The sequence below is a fragment of the Chitinophaga sp. ARDCPP14 genome (assembly GCF_051362515.1).
Lineage (GTDB): Bacteria > Bacteroidota > Bacteroidia > Chitinophagales > Chitinophagaceae > Chitinophaga.
Genome location: NZ_JBKIXB010000001.1, coordinates 489401 through 508180, shown reverse-complemented (window position 1 = coordinate 508180; position 18780 = coordinate 489401). Strand labels below are relative to the sequence as shown.

Sequence of the window (18780 nt, the reverse complement as noted above, 5' to 3'; positions counted from 1 at the left end):
TATTCTTGCAATTTAGTGATTGGGTAAAACGTTTTAGCAAAAATAATTGCGAAATATACAAGAAATATAAGAGAAGTTTAATTATGTTCGTGTTTATCAAAAAAAAATAATTCTGACAGCTTATGTCCAACCAAACAGTAACAATGAAAGTCCCTTCCAAACAGGCCGGGTATGCGCAATCAATGGCCATCATCGGCATATTGTTTTTCGTATTCGGGTTTGTTACCTGGCTCAATGGAACACTGATCCAGTTTTTCCAGATCGTATGTGAACTGAACGTTTCCCAGGCGCTGCTGGTAACCATGGCCTTTTATATGGCCTACTTCTTCCTCTCTATTCCTTCTTCCTTTATCCTGAACAAAACAGGTTTCAAGAATGGGATGGCCTTAGGACTCCTCATCATAGCCATCGGCTCCCTGGTATTTATTCCTGCCGCCAACGCACGCAGCTTTGCCATGTTCCTCACCGGCCTGTTCATCCAGGGCGCGGGATTATCATTGCTGCAAACCGCTTCCAACCCTTACGCCAGCATCATCGGACCAAAGGAAAGTGCAGCCAAACGTATCAGTATCCTCGGTATCTGTAACAAAAGTGCAGGCGCCCTGGCACCACTGATCCTCAGCTCTATTGTACTGAAAGGAGCCGACAAGCTGGAAAAAGATATCGCCGCTGCGGTAGATGCAGTTCAGAAAAATGCTTTACTCGATAGCCTGGCTTCCCGCGTAATCGGACCCTATGTAGCTATCGCTATCATATTAACTATACTGGCGTTTCTCCTGAAACGTTCTTCTTTACCGGAAATAGATACCAATTCGGAAGATGCTGCCACCGCCGCAGCTACCACCGGTAAAACAAGCGTATTCCAGTTCCCTCAGCTGTTGCTGGGCGTACTCTGCATCTTTGTTTATGTAGGCGTGGAAGTAATGGCCGGCGACGTAATCGGTCAGTACGGAAAAGCCCTCGGCATGAGCGTAGACGATACCAAGTACTTCACCACCTTCACCCTCGTAGCCATGCTGGCAGGTTATGTAATAGGTATCGCCACCATCCCGAAATACCTTTCGGGTAAAAAAGGATTGCAGATCTCTGCTATACTGGGCGTACTGTTTACCATAGCCGCCTATTTCGCTACCGGCTTCTCTGCGGTAACATTCATCGCTTTACTCGGACTGGCAAACGCACTCATGTGGCCGGCCATTTTCCCAATGGCGATCGACGGACTCGGACGCTTTACCAAAATAGGCTCCGCCTTACTGGTAATGGGTATCGCCGGTGGTGGCGTAATCCCGCAGATCTACAGCGGTATGTTCGACCAGCACAGCATGTTCAGCTTCCTTTACAGCAGCAGCATCGATTTCAGACACGCATTCCTGTACTGCATGGTGCCCTGCTACCTGTACATCCTGTTTTATGCCCTGGTAGGCGATAAAGTAGGCAAGAATTAACTACTCCTGATATTTTTTGAAAGGTTGTTCCGAAAATCGGAACAACCTTTTTTTATTCTCAATCATTTTTATATTTTTAGGTGTAAATTTTACGTTTAATAATCTTTTAATGATACAAGAAACCAGGGAGCAGTTTATCCACTTATTTGAAAAAGAGCCACTGATGGTCGTTTCCCCCGGACGAATCAACCTGATCGGTGAACATACAGATTATAATGATGGTTTTGTTTTACCCGCAGCTATCGATAAAAAAATTGTATATGCCATCGCGCTCAACAATACTCAGCAATGTAATGTACACGCCGTTTTTACCAACGAAACCGTGTCGTTCAGCCTGGACGAGGTGAAGCCAACCCCCGGATGGATCAACTATCTCATGGGAGTAGTGTATCAGCTGCAGGAACGCGGACTACCAGTACAGGGTTTCGATTGTGTACTGGCCGGCGATATTCCCGTAGGCGCAGGCATGTCGTCCTCCGCGGCAGTGGAAGGTGGCCTCGTAGCCGCACTGGACCACATCTTCGCATACGGATTGGATCGCATGCAAATGGCCCTCATCGGTCAGAAAGCGGAACATACTTTCCCCGGCGTAAAATGCGGCATCATGGACCAGTTTGCAAACTTGCATGGTAAAAAAGACCAGGTAATGCGCCTCGACTGCCGCAGCCTGGAATTTGAATATTTCCCTTTCAGCTTCCCCGATTACAAAATAGTGCTGTGCAATTCCATGGTACACCACTCACTCGCCTCCTCGGAATATAATGTACGTAGGCAGCAGTGTGAGGAAGGGGTAAAGGCCATCCAGGCAAATCACCCCGTCGTGAAATCCCTGCGCGATGCAGATATGAATATGCTCAACGAAGTACGCGCACAGCTTTCTTCCAAAGTATACGACCGCTGTAATTACGTGATCGCTGAAATACAACGCGTACAGGATGCTACCGCACTGCTCAGGAAAGGCGACCTGCAACAGTTTGGAGAATTGATGTATGCCACCCACGAAGGACTGAGCAAACTCTATGAAGTAAGTTGCCCGGAACTGGACTTCCTCGTATCTCTTGCCAGGGAAAGAAAAGAAGTGGCCGGCGCCCGCGTAATGGGCGGAGGTTTTGGTGGCTGCACCATCAACCTCGTAAAATCCGATCAGGTAGATGAATACGTCTCCTTCATCAAATCCCGGTACCAGGATCAATATGGCAAGGAGCCGGAAGTATATGTAACTATTATAGAGGAAGGGGTTTCTATTATTGACTAGGCGCCTCCGGCGCTGCGGATTTTGTCTTGGCTCAGGATTACGCTGATTTTACTGATTAGCTGGATTTTTACTTTTTGATTTATAAAGGATTAAGGGAGATAGAAGCGGATATATTCGCTTTTATCTCCCTTAATTATTATTAAAAAATCTAAAAAATCTAAAAAAATCCAAAAGTAAAAATCCAGCTAATCAGTAAAATCAGCGTAATCCTGAGCCAAGACAAAATCCGCAGCGCCGAAGGCGCTCCCTCCGCTTAGTACTGGTCGTCCAGTGCGAAGATCGGCGTTCTGTTCATCCAGCGGCCACGGGTGAAGTCCGGAATGAACTGTACACTGCCGCTTTCTGCCACGGATTGCTCACTCAGTGGAGTGATAGCGTACCAGGTAGCCATGTCGTATACATCCAGCGGGTAAGGTGCGCCACGTTTGATACACTCCAGGAAAGAGTTGAGTACAAACCAGTCCATACCACCATGACCTGCGCCTGCGGCATCGTTAGCATACTTTTTCCACAATGGGTGGTCGTATTTTCCAAAGTAGCTGTTGGCGTCTTTAAAGTCGCCGGTCTTTTCCCACTCGTCGTACTTACTTTTCTTTTCCACGTAAATAGATTCCTGGTCATCCATCCACAGGCCATTGGTACCCTGAACACGGAAGTTCAGTGAGTAAGGACGCGGGGAGTTGGTGTCGTGCGACAACATGATCGTTTCACCATTGTTGGTTTTGATCAGGGTAGACACGATATCGCCCAGTTTGAATTCTACTTTTGCATTTGGATGGTTTTCACCGCCATTGTCTACAATGTATTTATGCAGACCGCGGGATTTGGTAGCCACGGATGTCAGCGACAATAAACGGTTACCACGGTTAATATTGATATAGTTGTTGATAGGACCGAGGCCATGGGAAGGGTACAGGTCACCGTTGCGATGCACAGAGTGGTTAGTTCTCCACTTGGCTTCCGACAGCGCCTTTTCTCCGAATTCCACACCACCGCCGTAATACTGCTTGCCGTTGTTAAACTTAACGCCACGCAGATCATGCTGGTAGCCACCCTGTAAGTGGATAAGCTCACCAAATAAACCCTGGCGTACCATATTCAGTACCGCCATCACATCCCTGCGGTAACATACGTTCTCCATACCAAATACGGGGATGCCGGTTTCTTCACTGGTGTTTACCAGCTCCCAGCATTCCTGGATATCTGATGCGCCGCAAACTTCCACCGCCGGTGTTTTTCCTGCTTTCATACAGGCCACCGCCATGATAGAATGCCATTCCCAGGGAGTAGCAATAATCACTGCGTCGATGTCGTCGCGTTTCAGCATGTTGCGGAAATCTTCCGGACCATTCGTGTATTCAGCTACTTTTCTTTTGCCGCCGTATACCTTTTCGATCATGGCACGTACCTTCGGGAGGGTGTAGGCGGTGTCAGGATCTGCGAAAGCAACTACTTCCGCATCTTCGCGATGGAGACAGAAATTCAGATGACCGAGTCCGCGGGCGCCAACACCAATCAGACCAATTCTAACTTTTGGTTTCTTTTCGTTGGCAAATAATTTGGCAGAAGAGCCGAGCATAGAAAGTCCTACGCCAGCTGCTACCGTGTTTTTCAGAAAACTTCTGCGATGCAGTGGATTTTTATTCATTGTTCAAAGTTTATCAGCGTATACATTATACGTCTTAGGAGGGACTAAATTTATAAAAATTGATTTATCTAAACCAACCCAATAGGGAATAATCTTACATTTTTGTGATAAACGGCGAAGAATTGTGGCTTATTTCGCGCTACAGACGGGCGAAAGCGGATCAAGTCCACCTCAAAGGCGTATCAAAGGCGTATCAGCCTCGTGTCAAAGGCCGGTTTAAGCTAAAATTGAATTAATAATAGGGAATTTGAGATTGAATGATTCTGATTATCTGCTATATCTTCGCTCACATCGTAATCTGTAACTTTTATTTCCGGCAATGAAGAAAAACACGTTACTCCTCGCGGGGCTGCTAGGCTTTAATATGGCAATGGCCCAGGAAATCAAGCCCTATGGCGCCCTGCCTTCCAAAGCGCAGGTGTCCTGGAATGACATGGAATATTACATGTTCATTCATTTTGGTCCAAACACTTTCACCAACAAAGAATGGGGACATGGAGATGAAGATCCTAAAGTATTCAATCCTACCCACCTGGATGCCCGTCAGTGGGCACGCACCGCCAAAGCGGCCGGTATGAAGGGAATTGTGATCACCGCCAAACACCATGATGGCTTCTGCCTCTGGCCCAGCAAGTACAGCACCCACACTGTCCGCGAAAGCGCATGGAAAGATGGTAAAGGAGATGTGCTGGCAGAATTGTCTGCCGCCTGTAAAGAGTACGGTCTGAAGTTTGGCGTGTACCTCTCTCCGTGGGACCGCAACCATCCTGAATATGGCAAGCCCGGTTATAACCAGGTGTTCGCCAATACGCTCAATGAAGTGCTTTCCAGCTACGGCCCTGTGTTTGAGCAGTGGTTCGATGGCGCCAATGGCGGTAATATCAAACAGCCGTACGACTGGAACCTGTTCCACAGCGTGGTATATAAGAATCAACCCAATGCTGTCATCTTCAGTGATGTAGGCCCGGGTTGCCGCTGGGTAGGTAATGAGAATGGTATTGCCGGCACCACCAACTGGAGCACGCTGAATGTAAAAGGTTTTGCACCGGGCGCCAACGGCCCGGCCACCAAATCACTCAATGAAGGTAATGAGGATGGCGAACAATGGATTCCCGCAGAATGCGATGTATCCATCCGGCCGGGATGGTTTTACAGCCCGGAAACAAACGATAAGGTGAAGTCCGTGTCCTCCCTGCTCGATATTTATTACGGCTCCGTGGGCCGCAACGGTAACCTGATCCTCAATGTGCCGGTTGACCGCGATGGTCTTATCCACCCCAACGACTCCACCCGCCTGATGGAACTGCGCCGTGTACTGGATGTATCTTTTAAAACCAACCTGGCAAAGCAGGCCGTAGTAACGGCTACTCATACACGCAGCAATAATAAAGCGGTGAAAGTGTCGCACCTGAATGATGGTACCAACAACACCTACTGGGCCACCACCGACGATGCCACTGCTACCACTATTACGCTTACGTATAAACAGCCGGTTACGTTCAACAGGCTGGTGCTGCAGGAATATATTGCACTGGGGCAGCGTGTGAAAGCCTTCAACGTGGAAGTGCTGGAACAGGGCGCCTGGAAGCAAATTGCCAATGAAACCACCATCGGCCACAAACGTATATTGCGTTTGAAAGATTACACCACCACCCAGGTGCGTATCAATATCATGGATGCCAAGGCGGCGCCGGTGATCAGCGAAGTGCAGCTCTATAAGGCGCCGGGATTGCTCACTCTGCCACAGATAGGACGTACCGCCGACGGAAAAGTATGGATACACAGCGAATCCGGCGATACCGATATTCACTATACCCTGGATGGCAGCGAACCTACCGTGAAGTCGCCGAAGTATATATCTGCAGAAAGTACGGTTATCAACCTGCCCCTGGGCGGTGTGGTACACGCCAAAGCGTTCCTCGACAACGGCAAAACTGCCAGCGAAACCGTTACCGCTACCTTTGATATCGCTTCTGCCAAATGGAAAGTAATTTCCCCGGAAGCGGCCACCAAAGATAATGACCCTGCTAAAGCAATAGACGGCAATACCGCTACTATTTATGTGGCAGGCAATAAAGGATACCCGCATGAGTTGCAGGTGGATCTGGGCGAAACCCTCTCCCTGAAAGGATTTACCTACACTCCGCCCACCGGCGAAGGTATTATTTATGGTTACGGATTTTACACCAGCACCGATGGCAAAAACTGGGGCAGCCCGGTAGCCAGTGGTCAGTTTGCCAATATCAAAAACAACCCGGTACAGCAAACAGTGGCTTTCAAAAAGACTACCGCCCGCTATATCCGCTTTGTGGCCACTTCGCCCGCAGACGAAAAGCAGGCGCAGGCCGCAATTGCCGAGTTGGGCGTAATCACGCGGTAACACCGACGCGGATTTTGTCTTTCTCAGGATTACGCTGATTATACTGATTATAAGGATTGATCACTTGGATTTTTAAAGGATTTGGGGAGATAGAATTGGATATTCCATTTTTATCTCTCTATATACATTATTATAATTAATATATTTTCTTATTAAAATCAGCATAATCAGCATAATCAGCGTAATCAGCGTAATCCCGGGAAAGACAACCTCCGCTTATATCTCCCCAAATCCTTTAAAAATCCAAGTGATCATCCTTATAATCAGTATAATCAGCGTAATCCCGAAAAAGACAACCTCCGCTTATATCTCCCCAAATCCTTTAAAAATCCAAGTGATCAATCCTTATAATCAGTATAATCAGCGTAATCCTGAGAAAGACAACCTCCGCGTTTGTTAAAATTCTTCTCTACCCAAAAAAAATTCGACTATTTAAAAGGATATTGTTATAACTTTGCGGATAATCTAAAACTAAAGACAATATTTATAACAATTTAACGCTGAACTGAAGTTGGAAAAAACCGCAACTCATACCAACATTTCTGCATATCATCCCGCTTTCATCGAGGGGGTATATTCTGTTGGGTTCAATGTCTTTAGATTTCTTTCCCGACGACCTAGAATTTGATAGCGCTTGTCTGAATATGACCGCTATCGCACCGCGATTCCCCAATCCTCCGGTGAACCTTTCCAGCAATGGAATTTCAAGTTAGTTTATTGATTCACGATTTCAATTTAAAAAGTTGGAAAATCAACATATCATCGTTAGGGTAGCCACTCCTGACGACGTTCACTATTCAAATACCATCACAAACGAGATGGAGTCGTCTGCAAAAGCAAGAGGAACAGGCATTGCCAAGCGTTCTCCTGACTATGTAGAACTGAAAATGAAGGAAGGCAAAGCGGTAATTGCTGTTACCGACAAAGACGAATGGGTAGGCTTCTGCTATATAGAAGCCTGGGGTCATGAGAAATTTGTGGCAAATTCAGGTCTGATCGTTAATCCCGCCTTCAGAGGCCACGGTGTGGCTAAATCAATTAAAAAGAGAATATTCGAGCTGTCGAGAGAGAAATACCCAGATGCCAAGATCTTCGGCTTAACCACCGGGCTGGCAGTAATGAAAATCAACTCCGAACTCGGATACGAGCCGGTAACCTATTCCGAACTCACCGACGACGAAGAGTTCTGGAAAGGCTGCAGAAGCTGCGTAAACTTCGATATCCTTACGGCAAAAGACAGGAAAAACTGCCTGTGTACCGCCATGCTGTACAACCCGCTGGAAAAACTGAAGGAAGCAGAAGAGAAAGCAATGTCCGAAAAAGCCACTGCTGCTGCACCACAACCAGAGCCACAATTCTCCGTAAGCGCCAGCGGTCACATACACCACGCCAGACGCCGCCGCAGATTTAAAGGAAACATAAAGCTCTACGAGCGATGGTTACGTTTTAAAAGATTTGTTTTGCTGAAAAGTAAAAAAGAAGGTGGCGCCACCGGATCTAAAAAGAAATTTTTCCTGTTCTGACTACAGGGTCGTCAATATTGTTATCTGGATTTATAAAAAAAGATGTCATAATGAAAAAAGTAGTACTGGGATTTAGCGGAGGACTTGATACTTCCTATTGCGTTAAATATCTGACCGAAGAAAAAGGATATGAAGTGCATTCAGTGATCGTAAACACTGGCGGTTTCTCTGAAGAAGAACTGCAGGAAATAGAAAAGCGCGCTTACAGCCTGGGCGTTAAAAGTCATAAAACTGTTAATGCAATACGTTCTTATTATGATGGTGTGATCAAATACCTCATCTTCGGTAATGTACTGAAAAATAATACTTACCCGCTGAGCGTAAGTGCGGAGCGCATGAGCCAGGCATTAGCCATCGCGGAATATGTGAAGGAAGTAGGTGCCGATGCGGTAGCGCACGGCAGCACCGGCGCCGGTAACGACCAGGTACGTTTTGATATGGTGTTCCATATCATGATCCCCGGCGTGGAAATCATTACCCCCATCCGTGACCTGAAACTGAGCCGTGAAGAAGAGATCTCCTACCTCAAATCCAAAGGAGTAGAAGTGAACTTTGAAAAAGCCATGTACTCTATCAACAAAGGTATGTGGGGAACTTCAGTGGGCGGTAAGGAAACACTGACCTCCAACGGTATGCTGCCGGAAGCGGCATGGCCTACCCAGCTCACAAAGCAGGGTGAAGAACCCGTGAAATTAACTTTTGAAAAAGGTGAGCTTACAGGTGTGAACGATAAAACTTTTGGTCATCCATCTGAAGCGATTCAATATTTACAAACCATCGCCGGTCCTTTTGCCATTGGCCGCGATATTCACGTAGGCGATACCATCATCGGTATCAAAGGACGTGTAGGGTTTGAGGCTGCTGCACCAATGGTGATCATCAAAGCGCACCACGCACTGGAAAAACACGTGTTAACAAAATGGCAGCTGAGCTGGAAAGATCAACTGGCGCAGTTCTACGGTAACTACATGCACGAAGGTCAGATCATGGACCCCGTGATGCGTGACATCGAAGCCTTCCTGCAAAACACCCAGGAAAATGTTTCCGGCGAAGTATTTGTTACCCTGATGCCTTACCGTTTCCAGGTTACCGGTATCAGCTCGCCTTACGATCTGATGAGCAGCAAGTTTGGTAAATACGGTGAAATGAACACCGGCTGGAGCGGAGATGATGTAAGAGGATTCAGCAAAATTTTTGGTAACCAGACAATGATCTGGCATCAGGTTAAAAATTCTATCTAAATCAGCAGGCAATGGCAAATGATAAAAAGATAAGAGCAGGAATTGTAGGCGGGGCAGGTTATACAGGCGGTGAAATGATCCGGCTTTTATTGAATCACCCGGATGTTACCATTTCGTTTGTACATAGCCGTAGTAATGCAGGCAATCCTTTGTATGCAGTACATGCAGATCTGCTGGGTGAAACAGAACAACTGTTTACCGGCGATCTCAGCAATGATATCGATGTGATGTTCCTTTGCCTGGGCCATGGCGAATCTAAAAAATTCCTCGAAGCAACCGATGTGGCTGCCCATGTAAAAGTGATTGACCTGAGCCAGGATTTTCGTTTAGGCGAAACCGTGAAGGACCGCACTTTTGTATACGGCCTGCCGGAAATGCAGCGCGATCTCATAAAAACAGCAAAGAACATTGCCAATCCCGGCTGCTTTGCTACCGGTATCCAGCTGGGCCTGTTACCACTGGCAAAAGCAGGTTTGCTCACAGAAGTGCATACCACCGGTATCACCGGTTCTACCGGAGCGGGGCAAAGCTTACAGTCGACCTCCCACTTTACCTGGAGAGCCAATAATATATCTACCTATAAAGTGCTGAATCATCAGCACCTGAAAGAAATACGACGAAGCCTGCAGCTGTTGCAGCCAGGCTTCAATGGTGAGGTGAACTTTGTGCCGGTACGCGGCGATTATCCAAGAGGGATCTGGGTAACCTCGTACCTGCAAACCGACTTATCGCTGGAAGACGCTGTGAAGCTGTACAAGGACTTCTACACCGGTCATCCGTTTACACATGTAAGCGATAAACAGATCGATCTGAAGCAGGTGGTAAATACCAACAAGTGTTTGATTCAACTGGAAAAAACCGGCAACAAACTGGTGATCCATTCCATTGAAGATAACCTGCTGAAAGGCGCCTCTGGTCAGGCAGTGCAAAACATGAACCTGATGTGCGGATTGGATGAAACCGCCGGACTGAAACTGAAGTCCATCGTGTTCTAAGTGTTTTTATCATTTTCAATTTATTGCCGACATGAAACTTTTCGACGTATATCCCGTTAACGATATCATTATAGAAAAAGCCCTGGGCTCCCATGTTTGGGATGACAAGGGCACACAATATCTCGACCTGTATGGCGGGCATGCCGTGATCTCTATTGGTCACACGCATCCACATTATGTAAAACGCCTTACAGATCAGCTGCATAAAGTAGGCTTCTATTCCAATTCTGTAAAGATGCCTTTACAGGAAGAGCTGGCCGCCTTGCTGGGCAAGGTGTCCGGTAAGGAAGACTATCAGCTGTTCCTGTGCAACTCCGGAGCAGAAGCCAATGAAAATGCCCTGAAGCTGGCTTCTTTTTACAACGGCAAAAAGAAAATCATCGCTTTTAAGAAAGCTTTTCATGGCAGAACATCCCTGGCAGTAGCAGCTACCGACAATCCGAAGATTGTTGCGCCGGTAAATGAAACAGAGAACGTAGTGTTTTTACCCTGGGAAGATGAAGCCGCACTGGATCAGGCTTTCCAGCAGTATGAAGTGTCATCTGTTATCATTGAAGGTATCCAGGGCGTAGGTGGTATCAACGTAGCCAGCGAATCGTTCCTGCGGAAGATCAGGAGCCTGTGTGATGCGCACAACGCGGTGTTCATTGCAGACTCCGTTCAGTGTGGATATGGCCGCAGCGGTAAGTTTTATTCGCACGATTTTGCAGGCGTAAACGCAGATATCTACAGCATGGCGAAAGGAATGGGAAATGGTTTTCCGATCGGCGCCATCATCATTGCACCTAAATTTCAGGCGGTGTATGGTATGCTGGGCACTACTTTCGGTGGTAATCACCTGGCCTGCGCAGCAGCGCTGGCAGTACTGGAAACCATCCAGGCTGAAAAACTGATAGAGAACGCAGCAACAGTAGGTAACTATCTCATGGAACAGCTACGCACCTTTGATAAGGTAAAAGAAGTCAGAGGCCGTGGTTTGATGATCGGTATAGATCTCCCGGAAGAATTATCACATGTGAAAAAAGAACTGCTGCATACCCATAAGATCTTCACCGGTGAAGCCAAGCCAAACGTGATCCGTTTGCTGCCTTCCCTGGCGCTTACACAAGCCCATGCAGATCAGTTCCTGGAAGCATTCGGAAAAGCATTAAACAAATAAGTAAACAACCATGTACGGCAGGCAGTGTGCCTTTAACATCTTTCCACTGCCTGTTTAAAGCCTATAAGCGAAATGAAACAATTTATTTCTACAGCAGATGTTCCCAGTGTCCCGCGGTTAGTGGACATTGCGCTGAACTACAAGAAAGATCCTTTCAGGGATAAGGAATTAGGTAAGAACAAAACAGTGGGAATGATATTCCTGAATCCCAGTTTGCGAACACGTTTAAGTACACAGATCGCTGCAAAGAACCTGGGTATGGAAGCAATTGTGTTTAATATCGACAAGGAAGGATGGGCGCTGGAAATGAATGACGGTGTGGTGATGAACGGCAACACCACCGAACACGTGAAGGAAGCGGCGGCAGTAATGGGGCAGTACTTCGACATACTGGCCATCCGTACTTTTCCGGGGTTGAAGAATAAAGAAGAAGATTATACCGAGAAATATATTAACCAGTTCATTAAGTATGCCGGCGTGCCGGTAGTAAGTCTAGAAAGCGCTACCCTGCACCCTTTGCAGAGTTTAACAGACGTCATTACCATTAAGGAAAACTGGCAGCAAACCCGTAAGCCTAAAGTGGTAATGACCTGGGCGCCTCACGTAAAAGCGCTGCCACAGGCTGTTCCCAACTCTTTTGCACAATGGATGAACGCATGGGGAGAAGCCGATTTTGTAATCACCCATCCGGAAGGCTACGAACTGGACGAAAAATTTTCCGGTAACGCACAAATTGAATACGATCAGGATAAAGCCCTGCAGGACGCGGATTTTGTATATGTGAAAAACTGGTCTTCTTACAAAGACTATGGTAAGATCACCTGCACAGACCCTTCCTGGATGTTTACCAACGAAAAACTCAAGCTCACCAATGCTGCCAAGGTAATGCACTGTCTCCCGGTAAGAAGGAATGTAGTGATTGCAGATGAAGTACTGGACGGTCCCCAATCCATCGTTATCCGGGAAGCCGGTAACCGGGTATGGGCTGCCCAGGCAGTTTTGAGTGAAATACTCAAAGGATAATTATGATCGACTTATTCATTATCAAAGTAGGCGGAAACGTAATCGATAACCCGGCATTGCTGCAAACCTTCGTGGAGAAGTTTGCAGCAATTCCCGGTAAGAAAATCCTGATACACGGCGGCGGCAAAATCGCTACCCGTATCGGTGATAAGCTGGGTATCGAATCGAAGTATGTAGACGGCAGGCGGATCACAGATGCAGACACCATCGACGTGGTGACAATGGTATACGGCGGTTTAGTAAACAAACAGCTGGTAGCCAAACTGCAGGCTAATGGCTGCAATGCCATCGGTTTAACCGGTGCAGACGCCAACATCATCCCCGCTGTAAAAAGACCCGTAAAGGAAATCGACTACGGATTTGTAGGAGATGTACGCACGGATATCTTGCACACCGGTCCGCTGAAAGCATTACTGGATACAGGCATCACACCGGTGTTTGCCCCGCTTACGCACGATGGTAAAGGCCAGATCCTGAATACCAATGCAGATACCATCGCTTCTTCCCTGGCCATTGCTTTATCGCAGCACTACAGCGTGCGGCTGATCTACTGCTTTGAAAAGAAAGGCGTATTGCGTGATCCTGCAGATGATGAATCCGTTATAAATCTTATCAACAAAGAAATTTACCAGCAACTGCTGGAAGAAAAAATACTGACAGAAGGGATATTGCCTAAACTGCAAAACGCTTTCGGGGCAATTGACAATGGTGTAAAAGAAGTGCTGATAGGGCATGCAGACGATGTTCTGAGCAATACAACCCCGAAAGTGGCAGGCACTCTAATATGCTAACCTATGTGGAACGAAAAACTATATGATGTGGCGGTGGCCCTGCTCAAACAGATGATCGCCACCCCTTCATTAAGCCGCGAAGAAGACGGTACCGCGCAACTGATCAGTGAATTCCTGACGGCAATGGATATTCCGCATGAGCGGCATCTCAATAATATCTGGGCCCTCAACAAACATTACGATCCCTCCAAACGTAATATACTCCTGAATTCCCATCATGATACCGTAAAACCCAATCCGCAATATACCCGCGATCCTTTTAGTCCGGATGTGGAAGACGGAAAGCTCTACGGACTCGGTAGTAATGATGCCGGCGGTTGCCTGGTGAGCCTGATCGCAACGTTCCTGCATTTTTATCATCGTAGTGACCTGGGCTATAACATCATCCTCACGGCTACCGCAGAAGAAGAAATCAGCGGCCCCAACGGGATAGAAAGTATCCTGCCAAAACTGCCCGCTATCGAGTTTGCTATTGTGGGAGAACCTACTTTAACACAACTGGCCATCGCGGAAAAAGGCCTGATGGTACTGGATTGTACCAGCTATGGCAAAGCAGGACACGCTGCAAGGGAAGAAGGTGAGAATGCACTGTATAAAGCATTGTCTGATCTTAACTGGTTCAAAGATTTCCGGTTCCCGAAAGTATCGGAAACACTGGGCCCGGTGAAGATGAGCGCTACAGTGATCAACACTTCCAATAAAGCACATAACGTAGTACCGGCCGACTGCTCCTTTGTAGTGGATGTACGGGCCAACGATCAATATACACTCGAGGAGCTGCTGGAAATCATCCGGGCCAATGTATCCTGCGAAGTAAAGCCACGGTCCATGAGAATGCGGCCTTCCTTTATTCCAATGGATCATCCGTTTGTACAGGCAGGCATAAGCGTGGGCAAAACCTGCTATGGATCGCCTACTACCTCTGACCAGGCGCTGATCCCGGCTACCTCTGTGAAAATGGGTCCCGGCGATTCCGCCCGTTCACACACCGCAGATGAATATATTCACCTGCATGAAATCAAAGAGGGTATACAGAGTTATATCCAGTTACTTGAAATGATCCAGTAGTATGGAAGGGCAGCGTATCTTTGGTAAATATGATTTTTAATTTCATGCTCCAACACAGCGTGGAAAAACTATAGTATTATGAAATTGTGGCAAAAAGATAAAGCCTCCTTAGCGGCGGTGGAAACATTCACCGTAGGAAAAGACCGTGAAATGGACGCCTTCCTGGCGCCGTTTGATGTGCTGGGTTCTATGGCACATATCACCATGCTGCAAAGTATAGGATTGCTGGAAGCAGAAGAACTCACTATATTAAAACAGGAACTCAAAAACATCTACCAGGAAATTCAGTCCGGTGATTTTAAACTGGAAGAAGGAGTGGAAGATATCCACTCACAGGTAGAACTGTTGCTGACCCGCCGGTTGGGGGAAGTAGGCAAAAAGATCCACAGCGGCCGTTCCCGCAACGACCAGGTTTTGGTAGATCTGAAGCTGTTCCTGCGTCATGAGCTGCAAACCATGACAGAAGAAGTACTTGCGTTGTTCCACCTGTTACAGCAAAAAAGTGAGGAATACAAAGCACACCTGATACCAGGTTACACCCATCTGCAAATTGCCATGCCCTCTTCTTTCGGATTATGGTTTGGCGCTTATGCGGAAAGCCTGGTAGACGACCTCACTATGTTGCAGGGCGCTTATAAAGTAGTGAATAAAAACCCGCTCGGCTCCGCCGCGGGTTACGGATCTTCCTTCCCCCTCGACCGTGAGCTTACCACTGCCTTGCTGGGTTTTGATTCGCTCAACTACAACGTGGTATACGCACAGATGGGACGCGGTAAAACGGAAAAAATAGTGGCTTTTGCACTGGCCGGCATTGCCGCCACCATTGCTAAAATGGCCATGGATGCCTGTTTGTTCATGAACCAGAACTTCGGCTTCATTAGCTTCCCGGATGAACTCACCACCGGCTCCAGCATCATGCCGCATAAAAAGAACCCGGATGTATGGGAACTGATCCGCTCTCATGGTAATAAGCTCCAGGCATTGCCGAACGAAATTGCTATGATGATCACCAACCTGCCTTCCGGCTATCACCGCGATTTGCAGCTGCTGAAAGAGAATTTATTCCCCGCCTTCCAAACGTTGAAAGACTGTATCCGCATGAGCCGCCTGATGCTGGAAAATGTGCGCATAAAGGAAAACATACTGGACGATGATAAGTACCAGTATCTCTTCAGCGTGGAAGTGGTAAACAACCTGGTGCTGCAAGGTACTCCGTTCCGCGAAGCTTATAAAAAAGTAGGCATGGACATTGAAAACGGCACCTTCTCCCCTGATAAAGAAGTAAAACATACCCACGCAGGCAGCATCGGTAATTTAGGTACACAGCAAATTGCCGCACAAATGGATGCAGTGATAAAAAGTTTCCCTTTTGAATCGGTAGATAAAGCGTTGGAGAAATTACTGAATAGCTGAGCGGATTTTGTCTTGGCTCAGGATTACGCTGATTTTACTGATTAGCTGGATTTTTACTTTTGGATTTTATAAAGGATTAAGGGAGATAGAAGCGGATATTCGCTCTTATCTCCCTTAATTATTATTTAAGAAAATCTAAAAAATCAAAAAAAAATCCAAAAGTAAAAATCCAGCTAATCAGTAAAATCAGCGTAATCCTGAGCCAAGACAAAATCCGCTTTGATCAACCGCCTATGCTTTAGAATCCTATCGTCACTCCGGCAAAGAAGTTAATCCCCGCCATCGGGTAATAATAATTGTCGTACACCACACGGTTACTAGCCTGATCATAGCTGCTGTAGGTACTTCCGTTAGGTTCATACTTCACGTTGAAGATATTGTTCAGCATGAATTGCAGCCCAAGTTCACGGAATAACGGTTGCGGCACTACGTAGTTGATACGCAGGTTGTTTACAAAGTAAGCATCCAGGCTGCCGGCTACATTGGAGGTGTTATCCATATACTGACGGCTTGCATATTTACCCAGCACATCGATGTTCAGGTTTTTAACCGGTTTCACGGTTAAGGTTAACCCACCTACAAAAGAAGGGGAGAAGGAGATATCTGTTTTGTTGAACACCTGGGTATGTGATGCGTAGTCGGCATCGTAAGTAACGGCATGATAGTCCAGTACTTTGTTTTGGCTCAAAGCTGCATTGGCGGCCACACTCACGATACTGCCCAGTTTTACATTTCCATTTACTTCAATACCCATGCGGTAGCTTTTAGGAATGTTGGTACGGATGTATGCACCCACATCATTGAGCATACCGGTTTGCACCAGTTGGTTTTTGTAGTTCATGTAATACACGTTGGCCTGGATGGCAGCGATGTTGTTGTTCCATGAATAACCGGCTTCCACGTCACGGAGCACTTCCGGTTTGGGTGTTGCTGTACCAAAGTTATTTTCAAAGTCTACGCGGTTGGGCTCTTTGTGTGCAATAGCCACAGAAGCGAATATACGGTTGGTAGGGTTGATGTTATAGGAGATACCTGCTTTCGGATTAAAGAAATTATAGTTCACATGTGCAATGTATGCGGGTGCGGCTTCAAAGCCATCCATATTGTACATGATGTTGCGGTATTGCATATCTGCGAAAATGCTGAGGGCAGAAGTGAGTTTATATTCTCCTTTCCAGTAGATATTGAAATCGTTTTTAGCAGCAGGATAATTATAATATTCATGGTCTTTATCGATGCCTGTTTGTGCCCAGATGATTTTGCCGTAGTGGTCGCCGGTATAGCGGTTCCAGCCGCCGCCGAGGCTCCAGTTGAACTTGTCACCGGTGCGGTTTACCGAAAATACCGAGCCATAGAAGTAGTTGTCCAGCCACAGCTGGCGAACGAGATCAGTGGTATCAACCTGTTTGCCGTTGATCACTGGTCCTTGCAGGCCGTATTCAGAGAAAGGTTGTTGAGCTTTGTACTGTTCGTAGTAGCCGCGTCCGCGGGTGAGGTGGAAGGCCACGTTGAAGTTGAGATGTGAATTTACTTCCTGGTTCAGGAATAGCTGGTAATGATCCTGTTGGTAGTTATCCGTTTCATTATCGTACGGGGTGCCTGGTTTATCGGTGCCTGCAGAATTGTAGGTGCGGTCTGTTTCCAGAAGTGCCTGTGGTACGCCGTTCCATGCCTGGTATGTTTTTTCTTTCCCGGAGAAGACGTTCAGTCGGATGGCTGTTTTGGCAGAAACGTAGGCGGCGGAAGTATAGAAAGAGCGCAGGTCTGAAGTAGCGCGATCGATATACCCGTCTGATGAAATTTTGGAAAGGCGTGCGTCGATGGTGAAGTGATCGTTGATGAGGCCGGAACCTGCTTTCACCGTATGTTTCCAGCTATTGAAAGAACCGTAGCTGTTGCTGATTTCGCCGTATGCTTTTTCATTGAATTCGTTGGTGCTGAGGTTCAGCGTGGCGCCAAAAGCAGCGGCGCCGTTGGTAGAGGTGCCTACGCCGCGTTGCAGCTGAATGCTGCTCACAGAGGACGCAAAGTCGGGCATATTCACAAAAAATGTTCCCTGCGATTCCGCATCGTTTACCGGGATACCATTTACCGTAACGTTGATGCGGGTGATATCGGAACCGCGCACGCGCATGCCCGTGTAGCCGATACCGGTACCTGCGTCTGAGTTAGTAACTACGCCTGGTTGCTGATCCAGCAGTATGGGCAGGTCCTGGCCAAGGTTTTCTTTCTTAAGGTCTGCCGCGGTTAAAGTGGTGTTTACGAAAGGCGAATTTTTACCGGCGCGTAAACTGCTGATCTCTACCGGTTTTACAAACAGTGCTGTTGTTTCCAGCGAAATGTCTGCCAGCTGTGTAGTGTTATTCGCTGTAATGGTAGTGGTAAATGTTTTGAAGCCAATGTAGCTGGCGGTTAAGGGATAACTTCCTTTTTTAGGAAGATGAATACTGTAGTGGCCTCTGCTGTCGGTAACAGCGCCGGTTTGGTTGATGGAGATGGTAACACCCTCCAGTGGCTGGCCGCTGGCTTTACTGGTAACGGTACCGGTAACCAGGGATTGTGCATGTAAAGTGCCTGCTACAGATAGCAGCACTAATAACATTAGCTGTTTCATTTTAAATATCCTGTTTTCTGTTAGTTCATTCCTAACCAGCATTACCTGGTCCAGGTTCATTGGGTGTGATCTCAGCCTGAAAGTAAGGCACCCCATGTATTGTGTTAATGCAAAGGTATACTTGTATCTATAATAAATCAGAAATTATTTTTTGGGAGAAGGAAAAATGCGTAATTTTCGGGGATACTTCTCTCAGTCATCTTTTATAAATTTTTAATCATTTAA

General features: G+C 46.9%; 13 protein-coding genes. 11 read left to right on the top strand and 2 right to left on the bottom strand.

All coding sequences use genetic code 11. From position 1 onward, the window contains the following. The first annotated feature begins 122 nt into the window (after nucleotides 1-122). Together ACLHR0_RS01980 and galK are read left to right on the top strand one after the other, a co-directional pair. On the top strand, nucleotides 123-1445 hold the full coding sequence (locus ACLHR0_RS01980; protein WP_436484393.1) for a sugar MFS transporter: 1323 nt from the start codon (nucleotides 123-125) through the stop codon (nucleotides 1443-1445). Between the two features lie 109 nt (nucleotides 1446-1554). Continuing rightward, entirely contained in the window at nucleotides 1555-2700 is a 1146-nt protein-coding gene (gene galK / locus ACLHR0_RS01975; RefSeq protein WP_436484392.1) for a galactokinase, read from the top strand. A 253-nt stretch (nucleotides 2701-2953) separates the two neighbouring features. Here the strand turns inward: galK and ACLHR0_RS01970 are convergent, their stop codons facing one another. After that, the gene (locus ACLHR0_RS01970; protein WP_370909716.1) at nucleotides 2954-4348 is read right to left on the bottom strand and encodes a Gfo/Idh/MocA family protein; all 1395 of its coding nucleotides are present in this window, start codon (nucleotides 4346-4348) and stop codon (nucleotides 2954-2956) included. Nucleotides 4349-4667: 319 nt separating this feature from the next. Between ACLHR0_RS01970 and ACLHR0_RS01965 the strand changes: the two genes are divergently transcribed. From ACLHR0_RS01965 to argH, 9 genes are all read left to right on the top strand, one after another. Then, the gene (locus ACLHR0_RS01965; protein WP_436484391.1) at nucleotides 4668-6728 is read left to right on the top strand and encodes an alpha-L-fucosidase; all 2061 of its coding nucleotides are present in this window, start codon (nucleotides 4668-4670) and stop codon (nucleotides 6726-6728) included. Nucleotides 6729-7471: 743 nt separating this feature from the next. Beyond that, nucleotides 7472-8251, top strand: a complete 780-nt coding sequence (locus tag ACLHR0_RS01960) for a GNAT family N-acetyltransferase (protein ID WP_370909718.1) — start codon at nucleotides 7472-7474, stop codon at nucleotides 8249-8251. A gap of 50 nt (nucleotides 8252-8301) precedes the next feature. Then, on the top strand, nucleotides 8302-9492 hold the full coding sequence (locus ACLHR0_RS01955; protein ID WP_436484390.1) for an argininosuccinate synthase: 1191 nt from the start codon (nucleotides 8302-8304) through the stop codon (nucleotides 9490-9492). 11 nt (nucleotides 9493-9503) lie between these two features. Continuing rightward, nucleotides 9504-10487, top strand: coding sequence for an N-acetyl-gamma-glutamyl-phosphate reductase (gene argC, locus ACLHR0_RS01950; protein WP_436484389.1), 984 nt, complete (start codon nucleotides 9504-9506; stop codon nucleotides 10485-10487). A gap of 31 nt (nucleotides 10488-10518) precedes the next feature. Beyond that, nucleotides 10519-11646, top strand: a complete 1128-nt coding sequence (locus ACLHR0_RS01945) for an aspartate aminotransferase family protein (RefSeq protein ID WP_436484388.1) — start codon at nucleotides 10519-10521, stop codon at nucleotides 11644-11646. 72 nt (nucleotides 11647-11718) lie between these two features. Further along, entirely contained in the window at nucleotides 11719-12669 is a 951-nt protein-coding gene (locus tag ACLHR0_RS01940; RefSeq protein ID WP_429061302.1) for an N-acetylornithine carbamoyltransferase, read from the top strand. A gap of 2 nt (nucleotides 12670-12671) precedes the next feature. After that, entirely contained in the window at nucleotides 12672-13460 is a 789-nt protein-coding gene (argB, locus tag ACLHR0_RS01935) for an acetylglutamate kinase (RefSeq protein ID WP_436484387.1), read from the top strand. Nucleotides 13461-13463: 3 nt separating this feature from the next. Then, nucleotides 13464-14528: a M20 family metallo-hydrolase gene (locus tag ACLHR0_RS01930; protein WP_436484386.1), complete on the top strand. Its 1065-nt coding sequence runs from the start codon at nucleotides 13464-13466 to the stop codon at nucleotides 14526-14528. Between the two features lie 78 nt (nucleotides 14529-14606). Next, nucleotides 14607-15941 carry an argininosuccinate lyase gene (argH, locus tag ACLHR0_RS01925; RefSeq protein ID WP_429045423.1) on the top strand — a complete coding sequence of 445 codons (1335 nt, stop codon included), beginning with the start codon at nucleotides 14607-14609 and terminating at the stop codon, nucleotides 15939-15941. 238 nt (nucleotides 15942-16179) lie between these two features. On the opposite strand, the gene ACLHR0_RS01920 is transcribed toward argH, so the two are convergent. Then, complete coding sequence (locus tag ACLHR0_RS01920) at nucleotides 16180-18555, bottom strand: TonB-dependent receptor (RefSeq protein WP_436484385.1); 2376 nt, start codon at nucleotides 18553-18555, stop codon at nucleotides 16180-16182. Nucleotides 18556-18780: the final 225 nt, after the last annotated feature.

Bases quoted from the DNA above. Each gene is read 5' to 3' on its own strand.
- ACLHR0_RS01980 (WP_436484393.1), top strand. From the start codon at position 123: ATGTCCAACCAAACAGTAACAATGAAAGTCCCTTCCAAACAGGCCGGG.
- galK (WP_436484392.1), top strand. From the start codon at position 1,555: ATGATACAAGAAACCAGGGAGCAGTTTATCCACTTATTTGAAAAAGAG.
- ACLHR0_RS01970 (WP_370909716.1), bottom strand. From the start codon at position 4,348: ATGAATAAAAATCCACTGCATCGCAGAAGTTTTCTGAAAAACACGGTA.
- ACLHR0_RS01965 (WP_436484391.1), top strand. From the start codon at position 4,668: ATGAAGAAAAACACGTTACTCCTCGCGGGGCTGCTAGGCTTTAATATG.
- ACLHR0_RS01955 (WP_436484390.1), top strand. From the start codon at position 8,302: ATGAAAAAAGTAGTACTGGGATTTAGCGGAGGACTTGATACTTCCTAT.
- argC (WP_436484389.1), top strand. From the start codon at position 9,504: ATGGCAAATGATAAAAAGATAAGAGCAGGAATTGTAGGCGGGGCAGGT.
- ACLHR0_RS01945 (WP_436484388.1), top strand. From the start codon at position 10,519: ATGAAACTTTTCGACGTATATCCCGTTAACGATATCATTATAGAAAAA.
- ACLHR0_RS01940 (WP_429061302.1), top strand. From the start codon at position 11,719: ATGAAACAATTTATTTCTACAGCAGATGTTCCCAGTGTCCCGCGGTTA.
- argB (WP_436484387.1), top strand. From the start codon at position 12,672: ATGATCGACTTATTCATTATCAAAGTAGGCGGAAACGTAATCGATAAC.
- ACLHR0_RS01930 (WP_436484386.1), top strand. From the start codon at position 13,464: ATGTGGAACGAAAAACTATATGATGTGGCGGTGGCCCTGCTCAAACAG.
- argH (WP_429045423.1), top strand. From the start codon at position 14,607: ATGAAATTGTGGCAAAAAGATAAAGCCTCCTTAGCGGCGGTGGAAACA.
- ACLHR0_RS01920 (WP_436484385.1), bottom strand. From the start codon at position 18,555: ATGAAACAGCTAATGTTATTAGTGCTGCTATCTGTAGCAGGCACTTTA.